The 17,082-nt window shown below is 52.8% G+C and carries 13 protein-coding genes and 1 other annotated feature; of the genes, 5 read left to right on the top strand and 8 right to left on the bottom strand.

The window, feature by feature from the left end; genetic code table 11:
• Positions 1–5: 5 nt before the first annotated feature.
• Together VFA09_25775 and add are read right to left on the bottom strand one after the other, a co-directional pair.
• Positions 6–1,691, bottom strand: coding sequence for a serine/threonine-protein kinase (locus tag VFA09_25775; GenBank protein HZU70709.1), 1,686 nt, complete (start codon positions 1,689–1,691; stop codon positions 6–8).
• A gap of 97 nt (positions 1,692–1,788) precedes the next feature.
• On the bottom strand, positions 1,789–2,829 hold the full coding sequence (gene add, locus VFA09_25780) for an adenosine deaminase (GenBank protein HZU70710.1): 1,041 nt from the start codon (positions 2,827–2,829) through the stop codon (positions 1,789–1,791).
• A gap of 307 nt (positions 2,830–3,136) precedes the next feature.
• Between add and VFA09_25785 the strand changes: the two genes are divergently transcribed.
• Positions 3,137–3,478, top strand: a complete 342-nt coding sequence (locus VFA09_25785; GenBank protein ID HZU70711.1) for a hypothetical protein — start codon at positions 3,137–3,139, stop codon at positions 3,476–3,478.
• On the opposite strand, the gene VFA09_25790 is transcribed toward VFA09_25785, so the two are convergent.
• Entirely contained in the window at positions 3,475–5,274 is a 1,800-nt protein-coding gene (locus VFA09_25790) for a glycosyltransferase family 39 protein (GenBank protein ID HZU70712.1), read from the bottom strand. The genes VFA09_25785 and VFA09_25790 overlap by 4 nt on opposite strands.
• 128 nt (positions 5,275–5,402) lie before the next feature.
• Positions 5,403–6,005 carry a TetR/AcrR family transcriptional regulator gene (locus VFA09_25795; GenBank protein HZU70713.1) on the bottom strand — a complete coding sequence of 201 codons (603 nt, stop codon included), beginning with the start codon at positions 6,003–6,005 and terminating at the stop codon, positions 5,403–5,405.
• Positions 6,006–6,343: 338 nt separating this feature from the next.
• Here VFA09_25795 and VFA09_25800 point away from each other — a divergent pair, with 338 nt between their 5' ends.
• Complete coding sequence (locus tag VFA09_25800) at positions 6,344–6,916, top strand: YceI family protein (GenBank protein HZU70714.1); 573 nt, start codon at positions 6,344–6,346, stop codon at positions 6,914–6,916.
• 46 nt (positions 6,917–6,962) lie between these two features.
• On the opposite strand, the gene VFA09_25805 is transcribed toward VFA09_25800, so the two are convergent.
• The gene (locus tag VFA09_25805) at positions 6,963–7,814 is read right to left on the bottom strand and encodes a dihydrofolate reductase family protein (protein ID HZU70715.1); all 852 of its coding nucleotides are present in this window, start codon (positions 7,812–7,814) and stop codon (positions 6,963–6,965) included.
• 299 nt (positions 7,815–8,113) lie between these two features.
• On the opposite strand from VFA09_25805, the gene VFA09_25810 reads away from it, so the two are divergent.
• Positions 8,114–8,689, top strand: coding sequence for an XRE family transcriptional regulator (locus VFA09_25810; GenBank protein HZU70716.1), 576 nt, complete (start codon positions 8,114–8,116; stop codon positions 8,687–8,689).
• A gap of 45 nt (positions 8,690–8,734) precedes the next feature.
• Positions 8,735–9,199 carry a YbaK/EbsC family protein gene (locus VFA09_25815; GenBank protein HZU70717.1) on the top strand — a complete coding sequence of 155 codons (465 nt, stop codon included), beginning with the start codon at positions 8,735–8,737 and terminating at the stop codon, positions 9,197–9,199.
• Positions 9,200–9,206: 7 nt separating this feature from the next.
• On the opposite strand, the gene VFA09_25820 is transcribed toward VFA09_25815, so the two are convergent.
• From VFA09_25820 to VFA09_25830, 3 genes are all read right to left on the bottom strand, one after another.
• Complete coding sequence (locus VFA09_25820) at positions 9,207–9,653, bottom strand: DUF4440 domain-containing protein (protein ID HZU70718.1); 447 nt, start codon at positions 9,651–9,653, stop codon at positions 9,207–9,209.
• A gap of 96 nt (positions 9,654–9,749) precedes the next feature.
• Positions 9,750–13,046 (bottom strand): isoleucine--tRNA ligase, encoded by a 3,297-nt coding sequence (gene ileS, locus VFA09_25825; GenBank protein ID HZU70719.1) that lies wholly within the window; start codon positions 13,044–13,046, stop codon positions 9,750–9,752.
• Between the two features lie 24 nt (positions 13,047–13,070).
• A complete protein-coding gene (locus tag VFA09_25830) occupies positions 13,071–13,790 on the bottom strand; it encodes an alanyl-tRNA editing protein (GenBank protein HZU70720.1) in 720 nt (239 codons plus the stop codon).
• Positions 13,791–13,845: 55 nt separating this feature from the next.
• Positions 13,846–14,181: a binding site (T-box leader), on the bottom strand.
• 111 nt (positions 14,182–14,292) lie between these two features.
• Between VFA09_25830 and VFA09_25835 the strand changes: the two genes are divergently transcribed.
• Entirely contained in the window at positions 14,293–17,079 is a 2,787-nt protein-coding gene (locus VFA09_25835) for a 2-oxoglutarate dehydrogenase E1 component (protein ID HZU70721.1), read from the top strand.
• The last annotated feature ends 3 nt before the right edge of the window (positions 17,080–17,082 follow it).

Raw genomic sequence — 17,082 nt, forward strand, 5'->3', positions numbered from 1 at the left:
AATAGTTAGCTTCCCTTGCTTAACGAAGCGTTGAGCAATTTCCATTGTCCATTCTCGGTTCCGACCACGTAATATCCCTGGTACGTACTGATATGCGTACCACCGCCAGAACTGTTATCCTCAGTAGCAGTGATGGTGACCGCAACTTTAAAGGTGCCGTCCGAGTTGGATGTTATGGCGCCAAATTGAACGTCATCGTGTTCGGTATGAGAGTAACCGCTTGCGAAGCTATTATACGATTGTTTGCTTTGGAGATAGCTTCCGAACAGGTTGTAGGCATCAGCATAATCTCGAACATTGATATAGTCGAAATAACTCTGAACCGTTGCCTGGGCCTGTTGCATGGGAGTGGGCGTCGGCGGAGTTGTCGCGGTTGGCGAGGGTTGCGTCGTCGCGGTTGGATTCGTTGTGGGAGTGGTTTGCACGACGGGCGTTGGAGTCGGTGAATTATTGGGCGAGGACTGCCCTGTAACGATCTTCAGGCCGAAAAATGTTCCGCCCGCAACTAAAACAAAGACTACCAGGGCGCCAATAACCAGTAACGGTGTATTAGATTTGCTTTTCTGCCCGGCTGGTGCCTGTACATATGGGGCTACAGGAGCATTGACACCAGAGATTGGCCTTTCGATACCCGAAGCACCAGCTCTTAGGACCTCTGGTGACTGAGAAACAGGAGTGACAGGCAAGGCCTGGCGAATAGCCGGTAGAGGAGTATTCTGGCGCTGGGTAGCGGAAGATGCGCTGATCTCCTGCACAATTCCGGGGTGAGAGGGCGATGAACCAGGAACCGGGAGCGTATCGTTGTCCGGCACGTAATTGACGGAATGAGGTGTGTTAATGGCAACCCGAAACGCCTGCGCCAGGTCCAGGGCCGACATGTAGCGGTCTTCGCGTCTTTTGGCGGTGGCCGTCATCAATACAGCATCCACGGCAGGTGGAATGGCGGGATTAATTTGAGATAACGAAGGCAATGGCTCCTGAAGGTGTTTTACTGCCACCATCAGAGGAGTGCTACCGATAAATGGAACGCGCCCGGTCAGCATTTGAAATACCAGGATACCGAGTTCGTAAATATCGGCCCGCTGGTCGATTTGCTCGCCATGTGCCATTTCTGGGGCCATGTAATCTGGTGTGCCTACCATCATCCCGGTACCGGTCAAGGTGGATGCTTTCGAAATGCTATGCTCCTGCATGATGCGAGCGATGCCGAAATCGGCCAGAACCAATCGCCCATCACTATGAATCAGGAAGTTGCTGGGTTTGATATCGCGGTGAATCACGCCCTGGGCATGGGCATAACTGAGTGCGTAGGCGGCCTGGTCGAGATAAGTGGCCGTTTCCTGCATAGAAAGCGCGCCGCGCCTGGCCAGCAGATCGCGCAAGGTGCCACCGCTGAGATAGGGCATAACCAGGTAGGCAAGACCATCTTGCTCGCCGTATTCATAAATTGGCATAATGTTGACATGTTCGAGTTTAGCGATCACATCGGCTTCGCGCCGGAAGCGTGCCAGGAAGTCGCTATATGCGCTGCTCGAAGGGGGAACATTCGGCTGCAAGACCTTAACGGCTACCATGCGAGCGGGGCGAGCCTGCTCCGCGAGGTAAACAACCCCCATTCCTCCATGCCCAAGGAGTTTTATTAGCGTACATGTTCCCAGTATTTTACCTACGAGATCGTTTTCATTCCTCATTTCATACCCTGCCCTTGTATCAGGTAGTTCTGTCTCTTCTCCTCAATATTAATCTATATCGATGCAATTGTATAGTTCATATTTCACAGGAGACTTGTTAGTGCATTGCCTTCAACCGGCTATATTCCTCACGAAATGTCTTTTCCATTGCTCGTTTTTGTGTCTCAGGCAGGAAACTGGCACGAACTCCATTGAGCGCGATCTGATCAATTGCACCGGTTTCCAGTCCGAATTCGGTTGAAAGCAAAACATACTCATCGTTGAGGGTTGTGTTGAAGAGAGGAGGATCATCGCTGCTGATGGTGACGATAGCGCCTGCACCATGGAGCCGTGGTAATGGATGAGATGCATAGTCGGGATACATTCCAAGCTGGATATTGCTTGTAGGCGTGATGTCGAGTGGAAGGCGGTGAGCGACGAGATATTCGACCAATCCTGGGTCTTCGATGGCGCGCACACCATGCGCAATACGCTCGGCTCCTAGCGCCTGTATTGCTCCCCAGATGCTCTCCGCGCCCGCCATTTCACCGGCATGGGGAACACTGTGCAGGCCCTCAGAGCGGGCCTGCTCGAACCAGCGGGCGAAAGGTTCCGGGGGCGCACCTGCCTCTGAACCGGCCAGACCAAGTGCCACGACGCCATCATTTTTCCCCTCAATAGCCACGTGTGTGACGTAATCGGCCATTGAGCCGGTAATCGATGGCTCGGCCCATTTGCGCACAATATTGAAAATCCAGTTGAGAGTAATGCCGAAGTCGTCCTGGACGCGCTTTCGCCCTCGTTGTATACCTATAAACCAGGTATCCTGCGGAATGCCGAACCGGTAGTGCGTACTGGGCGTGACCGTGACTTCGGCATAGCAAACGTTTTGCCTTGCCAGTTCCGCGCCCAGTTCGTAGACGATCAGTTCGTAATCCTCGACCGTCTTCAAACAGCGTGTCACTATGATGAACATCTCAACAAAATGATCGAAGTCGCGGTAGGTGAATGACTTGCGGAGCGCGGCCTCATCCTGATAAGGTAAGTCGATGCGATTGCGCCGGGCAAGCCCCAATACGGTAGCGGGTTGAATAGCGCCCTCCAGGTGGATGTGCAATTCAACTTTGGGCATAGCGCGTAAGTAGCTCTCAATAGACATGCTTTTTACTACTCTCTTTCTCTACCATGTCGCCTCCATTATACACATTTTGTAGCAGAGCCAGCTAATCCTGTTTAAATGCGAGCCCTTGTTTTGTAATAGACAACGTCGTGATGGATAAAGCCGTCCTTAATCTTATAGAATACGACTAAAAATAAATGGAAGCGGTGAAATTATACTAAATATTGACAACAGCCGGCTCTTCATGGTATGCTTTGCTTATCGCTCAGATGAGGGGTTGTGGACAATGCGACGAAGGACCCATTCTGCCCTGGTATTTCAGAGTTTTGAAAGGAGGATCGCCCACATGATCGATTTCACGACTGCTCCCAGCTTTGAGGAAATCACATCCTTCGTAAAAGAAAAATTCGATGCGCTGAGGGTACCTTACATGCAGTGGGCCAACATTGCCCGCCTTGCCGTTCAAGGACTACCTTACGATGCAGAGAGACTCGCGCAGCTGAAGCTCTATATAGACGGTGTGCGAGCCGAACTGAGACGGGTTATTGTGGTAGCCTCTGAACATTTCTCTGAAGAGCAACTTGTGCAGCTGCGAGATCGTGCGGGCATGAGCAAGACTGCCTGGAAGTCCCTCAAGAAACGCTGCGGGATTACGATCAAGAATGGGTTTTCGCTTGTGAGTTATTAAGGGGCGATACGTTTCTCCGGTTCGTATACAATGTATCCGTTTGCGTGGAACTCCTTGTAAGTAATGTGTTCTTTCGCGGCTACTTGCTCGAAGTATTGCGCCTGGACCGAGCCTTCTGCTAGCACATAAAATGGTTGCGGTGCCTGGGCAACCATGGCTCGATAAGGGAAATAGCGGTCAAGGCCGGGTCGCAATCCTTTATCGAGCGCGGCGCAGATAATCTGTTCGTTGCTGAGAAAGGTGATGCGGTTGCAGTCATCGTACTCCATGTAGACCCGCGTAGCTCCTAAACGAAGAAGGCTCTGGATCAAGGCATACTGGCGCCGGAAGCTTGCCTGCGCCGGGGTAACTTGCTGGGTGAAGATCGTGATGGTTCCTAACAGGCATGTCCCCAATATGAGCACAATCACTCCATAGCGGCCGATTGCTTTGAGACGCCCGCTCCAGCTTTGAAAGGTTTTCACACTGTGTTTCTTTTCCCACAGCGGAGCGAGCACAGCAGGTATGGCTATCAGAAGTCCGATCAGGTAGCGCGCAGAAGTGTAAGGAGTGACTGCCGATGCCTGCGGGTAGAGGATGAAAGCTAGCAGTGTCGCGCCTGCGCCTACGAGGATCATGAGGCGGCCAGCGTGACGGATAGCTTCATGCCGCAGTTCTGGAGAATAGTGCTGCCCATGCGGCGGTATTTTCTGCCAGTACTGCCAGAAACGACGCGCGGCAGTAATGGCCGCAACGCAAAACAGCAGCAGAAAACCCAGGCCCCAGATGCCATGAACGCCTGTGCAGAAGAGCGTCGCTGCATTCGATTGGTTGGAAAGTGGCCACTCATTTACTTCCGCGATGGGGCACAACGTATTACCACTGGTAATCAGAGGAACCGAGACCAGGAATGTTCCCATAACTTCCTGGAGCGGGCGCGGACCAATGCCTTGCGGCGAAATAGTTGCCACCTGCTTTGACAATCCGTTCAGCGAAGGATAGGAGGGCTCGCGATATCCCCCAGAAGAAAATAGCGCGTTCTGGTTCGGAGTTACCGGAACTGTGGCTTTGTAAATGAGGAATGGCGATAGGCCAATCAGAAAACATACTGCCAGCAACGAGAGCGATGGTAGGCGCAGCTCTCTACGGCAGAAGAGTGCGAGCAGAAGACCCGCGACCAGAACAAATGGCAGGCACAAGGGATAGCTCCAGAGATCAAGGCCCGCGCATCCTCCCCAGGCAGCATAGGCGATGATACGAGACCATGACAAGCGCTTGCTCTTTTTCGCTGAAAGTGTCGTATCGTTCTCATCATCCCTCTGTTCAAGTGGATTTGCGCTGAAAGCAAGCCAGGCAGTGAGTAGCAGGAGCAGGGCCGTAAAGAACAGGTAATCGGGATCGCCTCCATTCGCCAGCAATTGCCGGAATATCACGTCGGGCGCTCCAAGAGACAGGATGACAATCGAGAATAGCGCCAGGGATTTTGCATAGAGCCTCGAAACCAGGAGGTATATGCAGAGCAGAAAGAGCGCGAAAAGGAGAACCGTCGTAAGCCTGAGCGCGAAGGTCGATGGCCCAAAGAGATGAAAAAAGAAGGCGCCGATATATGCTTCTGCTGATCCCAGGTAATCTTGCCCGTAGTAGACCAGTGGATGGGCCCCATGATAGGCGACATCGAAAGCCATCAGCCCCATCGTTCCTTCATCGTTATATGGAGCCGGCCAGCTTAAGGCGATGAGAATCAGGCGGAGCAGTGTTCCTGGCGTGAGAATAACGGCGGCACAGCGATCATAGCCATCAAGACGACGGCCTGGCATTAGGAACTCCTCGTACAACTTATTTTATCAGCGAGCTGACAGATCGGATACTACCCTACTTTGGAGTTCGTGTCAACCTGGGGAAGCGTGGAATGAGGGGCCATCGCTTTGGCTAACGCTTAAGCCTTTTATCCAGGTAAAAAGTCGGGCGCCAGGTGTGCCAGCCCCTCGGTGATCACCAGCAGGGTCTGATCGGCCATCTCATCAGCGGAGGGTGTGCGTTCTTTGCGACCCCATTGGACGGCGGGACCGAAAATGGCCCAGCTGACTACAGAGGCGACCAGTTCCAGGCGTATACCTGGGCGTTTACCTGCAACCCTGGCTTGCTTAAGCCATGCCAGTAAGACCTCGGCCAATTCCTGCTGTACTGCTTGTTCTACCCTCGGATCGAATTGACGGTCGCTGGGTTTACAATTTGCATGAAACTCGTCCATGAAGCCAAACGCTGCTCTGACCAATGCACGCAGGCTCTGCATGTTCCAAGCGGGCGCAGGAGGAAGATGCCGGATCAGTGCTTGCTGAAACATCTCACGAATGATTGAATCGAGCAGTGCGTATTTATCAGGAAAGTGAGCATAAAATGTGGCACGGTTGACCGTCGCACGATCAGTAATCTCCCCAATACTAATCGAGGCCATGTCTTTCTCTGCCATCAGCTCCATAAACGCCTGTTGGAGTAACTTGCGCGTGCGCTTCACACGGGGATCCACGCTTTTCTCTAAGAGTACCATAAAAACTCCTTTTTTAGTATCCGCAGGATGAGACGTATTTGTTTCCTATTGAATTTCCCAACAATTCTGCACGGCCTGTTGTCTAAACAACAAAATTGTGCGATTGCCTCTTGATCGTCCTCCCAGGTATGCTGTACTATTATAAACGGCTATCGTCGGTTACACAATAGTTGTTACATATTTGACAGGTGTTGTTTTGTGACCTATTGTTCGACGGCTGTACAGTTTTTCCGGTACACGCGCTGTTCAGGTAGGAAAGAACAACATCGTGTCAAGAGAAGTGAGGAGAACTCCGTTCGTCATTTCTACGAGAGTTCTAAGGACAAGGAGAAGAAAAGATGACCACACAGAATCAACCTGCAGCTGAAGCCCAGACGCGCTGGGTATTTGATCCTTTCCACACACAAGTCGAGTTTGCTGCGAAGCACCTGGGAATGATGACGGTGCGGGGAAACTTTCTCGATGTTCAGACTTCGGGTGAGATCTATCCCGATCATCCCGAGGCGTCCTCGGTAGATGTTACGGTCCAGACTGCCAGTATTCGTACTCATAACCCCCAGCGAGACAATGACCTGCGCTCGTCGAATTTCCTGGAAGTTGACAAGTATCCGACCATGCACTTCAAGAGCACGAAGATCGAACAGACCGGGCCGGATACCTACAGCATGACCGGCGACCTGACCATCAAGGGCAATACGCGACCGGTGACCTTTAAGGTGGTGAAGTACGGGGAATTCAATGATCCCATGATGGGCCACCGCATTGGCTATAGTGCGGAGACGAAGATCAACCGCAAGGACTTTGGCCTCACATTCAGTATGATGCTCGATGGCAGGTGGATCGTCAGTGAGGAGGTTGAGATCTTCATCGAGGGCGAGTTTGTTGAGCAAAAGCAAGAGCAAACGGCCTAGATGAATGGTGCCAGAGGACTCTTTACCCGGCGTCAATTACATATTTTCACCTTGATGCAAACGAATAGCGCAAAAACAGGTGGTTCGTTTCACGTTTGACGCTGACTAATGACCCCCACAAGGGGAATTCGGGCGCGAAGAGCTTACCGGCGACCAGGCCAGGTCGCTTAATGGTCTCGTCGCGTCCGGCAACCTGTGGAGCAAGTGTCAGGAATAATTCATCCAGGCAGTACTCCGCGAAGAAATTGGCCAACAACTGTGGACCACCCTCAGTCAGGATCAAATCAGAGGGTCGTGCTCGCTGCACGACTTCCAGGATGGCCTTTGCGCTCAAATCGCCCTCCCCAGTTGGCTCGCTAGCGATGATGCTTGTCGAAGATGCAATAGTTTGCTGGCGCAGGCGCTGTTCGCCCTCGCTTGTGGTAATAATCAGCACCGGAACTGCGCCGGATTGAAATAGCCGCTGATTCATGTCGATATTGCCCTCACGCGTGACGATCACGTTCAAGGGCGGTTCAGACTTGCCCAGGGCATGGCGAAGCTGCCGGTACAGAGACGCGAGCGGTGGATAGATATGTTCGGCAGTCCATATATGTCTCGGTGATTTGCGCAGTGTACCGGCCCCAACGATGATAGAATCGGCAATTGCGCGCAGGATGCCCATCACCATGTGGTCATGCTTATTGTTGCCGCTAATGTCACCTCCACCTGCTCTCTCCGGCGCTTCCAGCGAAGTCACACCGTCCAGGGACGTGACAAAGTTGGCGAAGACATAGGGCCGGTCAGGTTGTAGTGGGAACCGCAGTTGACCGTAGAGCGCTGCAAGTTCTGGCGGTAGCGGCATCTCAGTTCCTCGCTGCGCGTCGAAGAGTGTTTCGAGTGGTGGTAATGTGTTCATGCGTGTCCCTTATTATTGATTAGCACAGGTATCATATAGACCTATTATAGGCACATTTCATCATGATAAAATAGCGCTGAAGTGGTATGTTTCTCTCGTTCAGTAACATTTTCATTTGAGAGAACCATGACACTTTTACTTTCTTCCCTATGTTGCTTATTCCCTTGTTTTCATGATAAAGATAGGCGTTCATTCAAGTTATCCTGACCTGGTAATTCACGAATCTTATTGACGGATGGACATTTGTCCATTATAATGAACACGTAAAGATTGAGTATAAGAAACTTTCGGAGAGAGTTATGGTTGCACTGGATGTTACAACCAACCGTCTTGCGCGGGCTGTAAGAGCGCATCGGGAGAGTCGAGGATTATCATTAGGTGTGCTCGCGCAAAAAGCAGGCATCTCGAAAACGAGCCTCTCAAAAATTGAAGCGGGGCAGGGCAATCCCTCGCTTGAGGTCTTGAACAGCATTGCTAATGCATTGAACGTGCCTGTCAGTACTCTTTTTGGAGAGGAGAATCATCCTCAGGTCCATATTATCCGTCGCGAAGAGGGGCAGGTCACAGCATCTGATTCTGGATTACATGTCCGAACGCTACTTGTTGATGGCCGCAGTCATCGTATGAGCATCTATGAAATGCACCTCCCTGCGAGGGCAACTTACCGTGCGCCCGCCCATCTCCCTGGTACGCAAGAATTCATTCTTTGTCTCGAAGGAGAAATGCTTCTTGGGCCAGAAGGGCAAGAAATAGAGCTGCACCCGGGAGATGCTATTTGCTTCGCTGCCGATCTTCCCCATACCTATGCTTCGATCACCGGTGCGAAAGCATTTCTGGTGATGCAATATCCTCCGGCTCAAGGCATCGAGTTGTGAAATTGCCAGATATATTCCATTCTCCTCAGTATGAAAGGAAGTTCAATGAACGACTATGAGCAACGGCTCCGCGCCTATCTTGAGGAACAGCAGATAGACGCCGAGCATCTATCATTCGATCAACCCTGTCATTCGGTAGCAGAGGCAGCTCGCGCTGTCAATGCGTCTCCTCAGGAGCTTGTTAAAAACATTTGTCTTCTTGATGGCGATGGTCAACTGATTACTGCTATTGTAAAAGGTGAAGATCGGGTAAGCGTCTCGCGGATTGCTAAAACATTGCAGAAAGAGGGACTGCGCCTGGCGACCCCGGACGAAATCCTGGGAAAAACCGGCTATCCATGTGGAGGCACACCCTCATTCGGGTATGCAGCAGTGTTTCTGATTGATCCAAAAGTGATGGAACGAGAGGTGGTTTATACAGGAGGTGGCAGTGAAACCTCCCTGGTTAAGATAAGGACAGAAGAACTTGTACGGGCCAATCGAGGCACTCTTGTCCGTATTCGCCAGTAAAAGCTTGTCAGCCTGCTCCTCTGCTGCTTTCATCGTCATTCGTCTGAAACTGGAAAGAGGGAGCATCGACAACCTGTGCCCATTGGCCCTCTTGTTTTTCATAAATGGAAACCCAGGCGCAGTGGAAAGAGAAGTTCCGCTCTTTCTTATCAGGCCCCTCCTGAGAAGCGCGAACGTGAATTTCGCCGATCACCCATGCCATACTGGCATCCGCTGAGATATGGATGATTGGGGCAGCAATCTCACTGATGTCATAGAAGTGAGTCCGCTGGAAATATTGCTCGATGGCAGGGAGCGCTTCTTCTTTTGTGCGAAGCCGGACGCCTGCATTGCGTATCTCATACCACTGTGAGGCATATTCAGCCAGAAATGTTCTAGCATCATGCTCAAAGTGGGCTTGCAGAGAGCTTTTGTATAGTTGCAAGAGCCTGGATTTTTCCTGCTCGCTATTCATAGATATCCTGAGTCGAACCTTTTCCTGGAGCCATCTGCATCATTTCTAACGGTGCCTGATGGCTCCAGGAAAAGGTTATTGGGCAACCTGTACTTTTTACTTTATTCTCCCTATTACCACCTCAACCCGGTAGTTCTCCAGCTTCTTCATCTCATTCGGCGCGACCGTTTCGCGGTAAACCTCGTTGAGTGCGGGAACATCCTGACCACCGGTGCTGATGTAGAGCACGTCGGCCAGCGTCTCGGATTGCAGCGTCTCGCGGTGGCGATTGAGGATCGAAGCCAGCTCGTCATCGGTATACAGGGCCAGCGCGATATGGTTCTCGATGTTGAGACCGGCCTTTTTACGCATATCCTGAATGTAATGAGTCAGATCACGTACCAGGCCCTCCTCGCGCAATTCGGGCGTAATCGTTGTTTCGAGCGCAACAACGTAGCCGTGCTCCTCGGCAGCAACAAAGCCTGGACGAGCAGTCGCAACTACCTCGACTTCATCAGGCGTGAGTTCAACCGACTGGCCATCAAGCGTGAAATTGAGCTTACCAGTTTCACTGAGGAGCTTCGCTGCCTCCTGTGTGCCGTGCGCATCGAGCGCTTTGAATTTTGCCAGGATTTTTTGTACCAGCGGCCCGTATTTGGGTCCCAGTACCTTCACCTGCGGTTTGAGCGTGTAGGCCAGCATATCGCTGTTCTCGCCTATTAATTCCAGGTGTTTGATGTTCAGTTCTTCAAGCACCTGGTCTTTGAGGCGCAGTAAAGCTTCCTCTTCTGCCTGATCTGGAACGCGTACATACAGGGCGTTCAATGGTTGGCGTACCTTGATCTGTGCTTTTTCACGAGCAGAGCGACCAAGGCTAACGACGCGCATCACAAGGTGCGTCTCGCGAGTCAATTGCTCGTCGATCAGATCTTCGTTTACCTCTGGCCAGTCACACAGGTGAACGCTGAGCGGAGCCTGCTGGTTCACGCTGCGCACCAGGTTCTGGTACAGTTCCTCGGTTGTGAACGGGATGAATGGCGCGAGCAGGGTGATGAGCGTGGTCAGGCACTCGTATAGTGTCAGGTATGCTCCCAGCTTGTCGTTGTCCATCTCCGTTTTCCAGATGCGCTCGCGGCTGCGCCGCAGGTACCAGTTGGACAGGTTTTCCAGGAATTCCTGCATTGCCGCGCCCGGTGCCGCGCTATCGTAATGCTGCAGACCCCCGGTGACAGTGCGGATGGTCAGCTGCAATTCTGAGAGAATCCAGCGATCCAGTTCGCTGCGCTGCTCAACGGGCAACGAATGTTGCGTGGGATCAAAACCATCGATATTGGCATAGGTCACGAAGAACCAGTAGACATTCCAGATTTTATCCAGCGTCCGGCGCACAAGCATCCACTTTTCGCTCAGGCGCACGGGCATGCCGGTTCGCGCTGCCTTCTCCATATCCTCTTCGGTAGGGATACGTGGGAAGTTGAGGTTTTGCTCAGGAACATGGTTCATAAAGAGCCAGCGCATGGTATCAGAACCGACCCGCTCAGCCGCATCGTCAAACACGACGAGATTGCCCTTGGATTTGTGCATAGGCGAGCCATCTTCGCCCATGAGCGTGCCATAGCCGAAGAGCGTCTTGAATGGGGAGACCTCGGCCAGTTCCGTACTCATCACCAGCAGCGAATAGAACCAGTTCTTGAACTGTCCGGGGAAAGATTCGGTGACGAAGTCCGCCGGGAACCATTGCCGCCAGTATTGTGGGTCGGTGCGATAATGCAGCGTCGAGAATGACACAATACCGGCATCAAGCCATGGATTGCCGACATCTTTGATGCGCGAGACTTCCGCGCCGCAGTTCTTGCAGCGAATTTTTACCGCGTCCACATATGGACGGTGAGGAGAATGTCCTTCGAATTCCTCCCATCCGGCTACCGCGCGCTCCTTTAATTCCTCTTTGCTGCCGATGACCTCAAAGGTGCCGCACTCAGGGCAGTCGTAGATAGGAAGCGCGAGGCCCCAGTAACGTTTTTTGGAGATCATCCAGTCATCCATGTTGCGCAGCCAGTCAAGCTCACGTTCCATGCCGAACGGCGGAATCCAGGTTGCCTGGCGTACTACCGCCATGATTTCGTAGCGCAACTGGTCCATGGAGATGTACCATTCATCGACCAGGCGGAAGATCAGCTCGGTCTTACAACGCCAGCAGATGGGGTAGCGGTGCTTATAGTTCTGCGTGCGATACAGCAGGCCCTTCTGGGCGAGATTCTCCGCGATCTCCTGTCCCACTTCGGCAGCGCTTTTGCCGGTCAGCCAGTCGAAGTCCTCCATGTAGACGCCGAATTCGTCGACGGGAGCGATAACCGCCAGATTGAACTCTTTGGAGAGCGCGAAGTCTTCACTGCCACAACCGGGAGCGATATGTACGATCCCGGTACCCTCGGTGGCGCTAACATCTTTCCAGGGGATGACAGTATGTACCACGCCCTGTTCCGCGGGCAATTCGTCGAACGGGCCGGTATAACCCCAGCCCAGCATGTCGCTGCCCTTGAGCGTCTCTACGACATGGTAATCTCCCTTGTCGCGTCCCTTAAGCGCTTTCAGCACAGGCAGTACTGCCTCTGCCAGGTAGTAGTAGTCACCATCCTGCTCCACCTTCACGTAGGGCAGATCGGGATTCACCGCGGCAGCAACGTTCGCTGCCAGTGTCCAGGGCGTGGTTGTCCAGACCAGCAGGTATTCGCCGGGACGGTTCAGCAATGGAAAGCGTGCGTAGATGCTGAGGTGTGTCGTTTCCTGGTAGTCCTCAGATAGCGTTTCCATGTTGGAGATGCCGGTGGCGCAGCGCGGGCACCACGTCATCACATCATGACCTTTGTAGATGATGCCCCGTTCGTAGCACTTCTTCAGGAAGTACCAGATGGTATAGTTGTTCTCATCCGAGAGCGTGTAGTAATCGTTGCCCCAATCCATCCAGTAGCCCAGGCGGATGGATTGCTCGGTCATGCGTTTGGCGAACTTGAAGACGCGCTCTTTGCACAGTTGTACGAATTTGTCGATGCCAAATGCTTCGATATCGCGCTTGTTTTTGAAGCCAAGCTCTTTCTCGACCTCGACCTCGACCCAGAGGCCCTGGCAATCGAAACCGTTCTGGTAGCGCTGCTTGTAGCCCTGCATCGTCTTGAAGCGTTGGTACAGGTCTTTATAGGTGCGGCCCCAGGCATGATGGACGCCCATAGGGTTGTTGGCGGTAATCGGACCATCCAGAAACGAGAATTGCTTGTCACTATGGTCATTACGATGTAGATACTGTTGCAATACGTTGTGTTCATCCCACCATTGCTGGATTGCGTGTTCCAGGGCCGGATAGTCAACCCTATCCGCGGGGATGACGGGCTGGAACACACTTGATTTCACCGACACGTGAGCCTCCTCCTCATTCACAGGTCAATCCGTGAGTTTGATTTCCAGGCGTTTATTGATCTTGCCCTTATTTTCAGTCTTGACGATTTTAATGCCCCCAACCTCTTTGGTATGGCTGACATGGGTGCCGCCGTCGGCCTGCAGGTCGAGGCCTACTATTTCAACAATGCGCACCTCTTCAATCTCAGGCGGCAGCAAGTTAATTTTGGTGCGAATAAGATCGGGTATGGCGAATGCTTTCTCGCGTGGTAGTGTATAGACGCGAATGGGATAATCCGCCTCCACTGCCTCGTTAATTTTTTCCTCGATATACGTGATACGATCCTTGTTCAGGTTTTCCATCGCAAAATCCATGCGCGCGCGGTCTGGATACATCTGGCCGCCTGTCACCTGGACGCCGAACTCTTTCCAGATGACGCCGCATAGGATATGCAGCGCCGTGTGCGTGCGCATCATGCGGTAGCGGAAATCCCAGTCAATTGTGCCGACGACTTCCTCGCCGACTGCGGGGGGCAGAGAGTCAAGCGTATGCCAGACAACGTCGTCGCGCTTGTTCATAGCGATAACCGTGGCTTCGCGCTCGCGGTTATCCCAGGTAATAATGCCGTGATCTGGCATCTGGCCACCGCCGCCAGGAAAAAACACGGTGGCGTCGAGCGCTATCTCATCACCTTCAACCGCGACAACCTTTGCGCTGCACTCAAATGTGTAACTGTTTTCATGGTAAAGCAGTTTCGTCTTCATGGCGTACGCTCCTTTGCATACATTTTTTCATTAAAAAACCCCTCGTCCAATATGTGAAAGGGACGAGAGGAACTCCCGCGGTACCACCCTGATTAGCCACGCAGCAGGCATCAAAGCCTGGAAGTATGGCCCACTCAGTTTTTGTTCTCATTTATAGGGGGCGTGGATGCGCAATGACAGCAATTGCTAATCACTCGGCGTCATTGCAGTACTTAGCGCCCTACGAATGAGAGACCTTCGTGATAACGGGAAGGGTCCGGCTGGCTCTACTAGAGGTGTTCTGCCAGCAGGCTCGGGAGTGATTTTCGGCTCACTACCTGTATCCGGTCGCACCAGGCCCGGACTCTCTACAACAGGAAATGTGGCCTACTCGCTCCGTCTTCGCCAGGTAACTTACTTGTTGAAATATAGCAAGAGTATGATATCACAAAACGTGATAAAATACAACTGTTAGAGCCGATCCGCCCTATGAATAAACGATATGAACCAGGGAAACTTCGTTATGTACGATCTCAATACATTTTATGGCCCCAATGCGGGCTATGTGCTTGAACTTTATGAACGATACCGCCAGAATCCAGCGTCTGTCGATCCCGCGACACGCGCAGTTTTTGAAACATGGTCGCCGGAAAGCCAGCTTCCATCAAAACCGGCAGTCCCTTATGATGTGAAGAACATCGTTGCTACTGCCGCGCTTGCTCACTCCATTCGCGAACGCGGGCACCTGGCGGCGCACCTTGATCCTCTGGGCAGCGAGCCGCTAGGAGATCCGGCGCTTTTGCCCGAGACGCACGGCATTAGCGAGGCTATCCTGGCACAACTGCCCCCTAATATTGTAGGAGGACATGCTGCGGAGGGTGCGCAGAACGCGCTGGAAGCGATTAGCAGGCTACGCGCCATGTATTCTGGCACCATCAGCTATGAATTCGACCAGGTGAAAAATCCGCAGGAACGTGGCTGGCTGCGTGACGCTGTGGGCTTGCAATTATATCACGAGCGGCCTTCCGCTGATGAAAGCCGCGCTCTATTGAAACGCCTGACGCAGGTCGAGGCGTTTGAACGCTACCTGCACCAGACCTATCCCGGCCAGAAACGCTTCTCAATTGAGGGAACTGATGTGCTGGTGCCTATGCTGGATAAGATCATCGATGGCGCCGTCGAGGAGGGCGCGCGTGAGGTAATCATCGGCATGGCCCATCGTGGTCGCCTGAATGTACTGGCCCACGTGCTGGAAAAGCCATATGCTAAAATCCTCAGCGAATTTATGCATCAGAAGCACGAGGAGGGCGTTCCGCTGACCGATACATTCGGCTTTGGCTGGACGGGCGATGTTAAATACCATCTAGGAGCCGAACATATTCTGGGCGAGGGTGCGACTGTAGAACTGAAGATCACCTTGTCTCCCAATCCCAGCCATCTAGAATATGTCAATCCGGTTGTAGAAGGCATGACGCGAGCGTCGCAGGAAGAATGTGATGTCCGTGGCGCTCCCGAACTGAGCGTGGATCACACCTTGCCCATTCTCATTCATGGCGATGCCGCTTTCCCGGGCGAAGGTATTGTTGCTGAGACGCTGAATCTTGGAGAGCTACGCGGCTACTGGGTAGGTGGAACCATCCATATCATCTTGAACAACCAGCTGGGATTTACAACCGAACCGGAAGATAGCCGCTCTACGCTCTTCGCAAGTGATCTGGCCAAAGGATTCGAGATGCCCATCATTCATGTGAATGCCGATGACCCTGAAGCGGCTCTCACGGCTGTGCGTATAGCGCATGCTTACCGCGACCGATTCCATAAGGATATCTTGATCGATCTTGTTGGCTACCGGCGCTGGGGACACAACGAGGGCGATGAACCGGCATTTACCCAGCCGATTATGTATGAACAAATCCGCAGCCATCCTACTGTGCGCGAACTGTACGCGCGGCGCCTTGAACAGTCCGGCGTAATTATACAGCAGCAAAGCGAGGCAATGCTCAAGAGCGCTTTCGAGGCGCTGGAAAGCGCCAAAAAAGAAGCTGAAAGTGACCTGCAGCAGCTTGAAAGCGAGGAGATGAACGGGGCAAATGGACACTACGAGCAGTTGGAGCTACCCCCGCAAGTACCCGCCGAACAGCTGATTGCTTTTAATAACGAGTTGCTAAAGTGGCCTGAAGGCTTTTCACCCAATCCCAAACTGGCGCGCCTGTTGCAGCGTCGCGCTACCACAATGGGGCCGGAAGGAGGAATCGATTGGGGCCAGGCGGAGGCGCTGGCATTTGCCTCTATTCTGGCTGCTGGCACGCCAATTCGACTGAGCGGGCAGGATAGCGAGCGAGGCACGTTCAGTCATCGCCACGCGGTACTGCATGACCAGCATAGCGGCGACAAATACGTGCCCTTACAGCATCTTTCGGAGGCACAGGCGCCATTTGCGATTTATAACAGCCCGTTGAGCGAGAGTGCGGCGCTTGGCTTCGAATATGGCTATAGCGTTCACTCGCCAGCTTCTCTCGTGTTGTGGGAAGCGCAATTCGGCGATTTTGCCAATGTCGCGCAGGTCATTATTGACCAGTTCATCTCTTCGGGACGCGCCAAATGGCGGCAGGATTCCTCGCTGGTGCTCCTGCTGCCACATGGCTACGAGGGACAGGGGCCAGAGCATTCGAGCGCGCGCTTAGAACGCTATCTTGAGCTTTCTGCCCAGGACAACTGGCGCGTAGCCATCTGCTCCACCGCGTCACAGTACTATCACCTCTTGCGCTTGCAGGCATATAATTTGCAGCGCGTTCCAAGACCACTAATTGTTCTGACGCCGAAGAGCTTACTGCGCCATCCACTGGCCTCTGCCAGCTTGAAAGAACTGGCGGAGGGACGGTTCGAGTATGTGATCGACGACCGGGAGGCGCTTACGCATGCGGGTGATATACGGCGCGTCGTGCTTTGCGCGGGTAAAATTGCTATTGATCTGCTTTCCAGCGAGGATCGCAAACGAGCTCAAGATGTCGCGATTGTGCGGGTTGAAATGCTGTATCCGTTTCCTGAAGATGAACTGAAAAAAGCGCTTGCTAACTATCCTAACCTGAGAGAAGTGGCATGGGTGCAGGAGGAACCGCAGAATATGGGAGCCTGGACGTACATGTCGCCGAGGCTTTCGGCAATGCTTGACTCAACCGTCGAATTGAATGTCATCGCGCGCACGGCGAGGTCAAGTCCTGCCACAGGTTTCTCGGACCTTTTCCAGTCAGAGCAGGAATACATTATTAAAGAGGCGCTGCAAGCTTCAGCTAAGCAAGTGCGGAGGTAGGAG

This window comes from Ktedonobacteraceae bacterium (assembly GCA_035653615.1).
Lineage (GTDB): Bacteria > Chloroflexota > Ktedonobacteria > Ktedonobacterales > Ktedonobacteraceae > DASRBN01.

What these genes read in the sequence shown, in the direction of transcription:
- VFA09_25775 (HZU70709.1), bottom strand. Translation starts at nt 1,691, where the DNA reads ATGAGGAATGAAAACGATCTCGTAGGTAAAATACTGGGAACATGTACG.
- add (HZU70710.1), bottom strand. Translation starts at nt 2,829, where the DNA reads ATGTCTATTGAGAGCTACTTACGCGCTATGCCCAAAGTTGAATTGCAC.
- VFA09_25785 (HZU70711.1), top strand. Translation starts at nt 3,137, where the DNA reads ATGATCGATTTCACGACTGCTCCCAGCTTTGAGGAAATCACATCCTTC.
- VFA09_25790 (HZU70712.1), bottom strand. Translation starts at nt 5,274, where the DNA reads ATGCCAGGCCGTCGTCTTGATGGCTATGATCGCTGTGCCGCCGTTATT.
- VFA09_25795 (HZU70713.1), bottom strand. Translation starts at nt 6,005, where the DNA reads ATGGTACTCTTAGAGAAAAGCGTGGATCCCCGTGTGAAGCGCACGCGC.
- VFA09_25800 (HZU70714.1), top strand. Translation starts at nt 6,344, where the DNA reads ATGACCACACAGAATCAACCTGCAGCTGAAGCCCAGACGCGCTGGGTA.
- VFA09_25805 (HZU70715.1), bottom strand. Translation starts at nt 7,814, where the DNA reads ATGAACACATTACCACCACTCGAAACACTCTTCGACGCGCAGCGAGGA.
- VFA09_25810 (HZU70716.1), top strand. Translation starts at nt 8,114, where the DNA reads ATGGTTGCACTGGATGTTACAACCAACCGTCTTGCGCGGGCTGTAAGA.
- VFA09_25815 (HZU70717.1), top strand. Translation starts at nt 8,735, where the DNA reads ATGAACGACTATGAGCAACGGCTCCGCGCCTATCTTGAGGAACAGCAG.
- VFA09_25820 (HZU70718.1), bottom strand. Translation starts at nt 9,653, where the DNA reads ATGAATAGCGAGCAGGAAAAATCCAGGCTCTTGCAACTATACAAAAGC.
- VFA09_25830 (HZU70720.1), bottom strand. Translation starts at nt 13,790, where the DNA reads ATGAAGACGAAACTGCTTTACCATGAAAACAGTTACACATTTGAGTGC.
- VFA09_25835 (HZU70721.1), top strand. Translation starts at nt 14,293, where the DNA reads ATGTACGATCTCAATACATTTTATGGCCCCAATGCGGGCTATGTGCTT.